Genomic DNA, 2754 nt, shown 5'->3' on the forward strand with positions numbered 1-2754 from the left:
CGTGTGATTGATCTCTGTTGTGCGCCCAAAGGAAAACAAAGTGCCCCCAGCTGTTAAGCGAACACCGCTTTCATACTCCAACATGCTGTCATCAAGGCGTGACATATTGCATTCAACAGCTTGCACATTATAACCATAGGTCCCACGGCGAAAATCAGAGCGCAAACTTTTGGAAAGGTCGGTAATCGCTTCAATAGCTTCAAGGCTTTTGCGTTCAGGCAACTGATCAAAATCAAGTTGAAAGGAATTCCACCATGCGCGCCCCGTCCAGGCGGGTTGAAAGCGTGCTGTAATCTCTAGCCATTCAAGCCCCATCTCTATTGCCGCAAGGGAGCCACGTATCCTCTGCCATTGAAGCCCTTGATCAATCAAATCATAGAGATTTGGAACATAAGGTGTCAGTTCACCAAGCCCGTATTCTTCAATCAACCACGGCAAGAAACGGGGAGGGCGTGTGATCAGTTTTGCGCGTGAAATCCCCAAAACAGAACCATCAATATCTTGATGAAAATCGCAAGCATCGGCAAGGCGCTTTTCAAATTCTGTTGCGTTTGTGGGAAGGAGGGAACCAACCATTAGCGCGCACGCCCTTTGAAGTTTAAGGTGATTTTTCCAATCGATAAAATTTCTTCATCACAAACCATACTGTCTTGTGTTGGGGTAATGGCAATCACTTTCTGGACACCAGCAATCATTAGTTTTGAAATCCACCACGACAAACTTAATTCACGACCAATGGCTTGTTCTTGTTTCCAAGCCGTGCGTAAATTTGTTTCCATTGTCGTGAGAATTTTCAAAGATGTTTCTGGTAACAGCCAAACATCTGCTTCTAAATCCAGCACTTTTTTAACAGCAGCGTGAACAATGATTGTATCATTGGTCATGATGATATTTTTTCTGTGAAGAGCTTGTGAAACTGCTTGTATGAGATCTTCAGAGGCTGTTCCTTCTTCATTATTACCAAAAACAGCAACATAGATGGTTGGGTTTTTGCCTTTACGATAGATAATGGCATCTTTCACTCGACTATCGGCTGTTAAGGCGATAAGTTTGTAATAGGGTTCTGTTCCACTTCCGTTTCCTCCACGGGCATGAAGCTGTATGCGTTCACGATATCTCTCGTCACTTTCACCCTCCATGCGGGCAAGACCATGCCAGTTTCCCAAAGCATCAAGAGATTCACCGGTTGCAAAATCAAGAATGTTGTTGCGTGCTGCCTCGTTAATACGCTGTCTTAAAAGCAACTCTCGATAGCTAAAAGCCTCTATGACTTTTACGGCCGGATCACTTTCAAGAATGGTATATTCAGGCAAAAGCTCTTTTAAATGGACAAGAGCAGCAGCGCGTATTTCTTCAAAAGAAAGTTCTGTGATGATGTCTGGTTTTGCAAGCACTCCATTCATTTTATCAATAATCCTTCCATGGTAATGGGCTTGCCGGATGGCAAATAAATGCCTTCAAAGGATAAAGAAACGTGTCCATTCTCACCCCTTTTAAAATCAATTTTTTTCAATTTAAAACGCGGTTCCCACTTGTCTAAAGCCTCAGCAACAGCAGCATAAAGAGCAACAGCAAAAGCATTATTAACCGGTGCATCAATGAGTTCAGCAACACGTGAACCATAATCACGCCGCATTACACGCGAACCAATCCGCGTTAACAAAATATCAAGGATTGATTGACGCAAATGATCAATGCCGGTTAATGGCTTTCCCGTTGTGCGGTCCATTCCACTGTTCAATTGGGATCTCCTGTCATAGAACCACCAGGGGAAACACCGCCATGAACATGTGTTGCTCCTACATTGGTGCCGTTATGTCTTAATCCACTTGAATGAATGGAAACATTATTTCCAGAATGAAGAGAGAGACTATCATTCGAATTCAGTGAAACGCCACCACCTGCCTTCAAAGAGATGTTGCCTTTTGCGTTTAAATTTATATCGCTTTCTGAAACAATCTTTATGCCTTCCGGTGCCGTAAGCTCTAACTTGCCCCCATCACCTTTTAGTGACACACCATCAGCGATTGTCAGAATAAACTTTCCGCCGGATTTGATGTGAATTCCATAAGTGTTTTGTTCATCATCATATTCAAGGCTGGTTCCATCAGGGTATATCGTTCGGTGAATGCTGCCTTTATCGGCTGCTTGATTAGCATCGGTATGAAGTGAACCAACAATCACCCCTTGTGATAAATCCCCTGATGACGAGATAACAATCACTTGCTCTCCGATATCACGCCCTTCATACGAGCGTGTTTTACCGGCGCGGGCTTGTGTGTCTGGAATCCAGTCACTGACAAGATTGCCACTTTTTATCCGATAGCGTGCGTTTTTATGGTCGACATGGCTAATTTTTCCCACCACAACCATATTGGCCACACGTCTTTTTAGATCTGTGATTTCTTTATCGCGCCGCTCTAACATGTCCACCTTCAATTTTATGGTATTTGTCTTGGTTTCCCATACCTGTTTCTGGTTTAAAACCGACAAGGGGTTCAACAACTCTTTCGGTTGCCTTTCCTTCATCAAGGCAGGGGATATTGGTGACGTAAGTTACGTCAAAGGTTAAAATTGCACCGTGGAGTGCTAGAGCGCCATTATCGCCAAAGGCAAAAGCAATATTTTGCAGGCGGCATGTTTCAACGCTGTTGTTGAGATTGGGATTAGCGTAGAAAACCTCCTCAACTTCCCATGCTAATTGGTCAACAAAACGTGCTCCATCTTCACATGTCGCATAACATTCAACATCTA

At 43.7% G+C, this 2754-nt stretch carries 4 protein-coding genes and 1 pseudogene; all 5 read right to left on the minus strand.

From position 1 onward, the window contains the following. Positions 1 to 576 (minus strand): phage tail protein (locus ACFIMC_RS02970; protein ID WP_375681021.1); only part of this gene is annotated, 576 nt, incomplete at its 3' end. Next, the gene (locus ACFIMC_RS02975; RefSeq protein ID WP_375681022.1) at positions 576 to 1403 is read right to left on the minus strand and encodes a baseplate J/gp47 family protein; all 828 of its coding nucleotides are present in this window, start codon (positions 1401 to 1403) and stop codon (positions 576 to 578) included. The genes ACFIMC_RS02975 and ACFIMC_RS02970, both read right to left, overlap by 1 nt. Continuing rightward, entirely contained in the window at positions 1400 to 1741 is a 342-nt protein-coding gene (locus tag ACFIMC_RS02980) for a GPW/gp25 family protein (RefSeq protein ID WP_375612353.1), read from the minus strand. The genes ACFIMC_RS02975 and ACFIMC_RS02980 overlap by 4 nt, the downstream gene beginning before the upstream one ends. After that, complete coding sequence (locus ACFIMC_RS02985) at positions 1738 to 2427, minus strand: phage baseplate assembly protein V (RefSeq protein WP_375681023.1); 690 nt, start codon at positions 2425 to 2427, stop codon at positions 1738 to 1740. The genes ACFIMC_RS02980 and ACFIMC_RS02985 overlap by 4 nt, the downstream gene beginning before the upstream one ends. After that, positions 2408 to 2754, minus strand: a pseudogene (locus ACFIMC_RS02990) (hypothetical protein); the annotation flags it as partial. The pseudogene ACFIMC_RS02990 and the gene ACFIMC_RS02985, both read right to left, overlap by 20 nt.

The organism is Bartonella sp. AP21QHHD (genome assembly GCF_042196205.1).
In the GTDB taxonomy this organism is placed as follows: domain Bacteria; phylum Pseudomonadota; class Alphaproteobacteria; order Rhizobiales; family Rhizobiaceae; genus Bartonella.

What these genes read in the sequence shown, in the direction of transcription:
- ACFIMC_RS02975 (WP_375681022.1), bottom strand. Translation starts at nt 1,403, where the DNA reads ATGAATGGAGTGCTTGCAAAACCAGACATCATCACAGAACTTTCTTTT.
- ACFIMC_RS02985 (WP_375681023.1), bottom strand. Translation starts at nt 2,427, where the DNA reads ATGTTAGAGCGGCGCGATAAAGAAATCACAGATCTAAAAAGACGTGTG.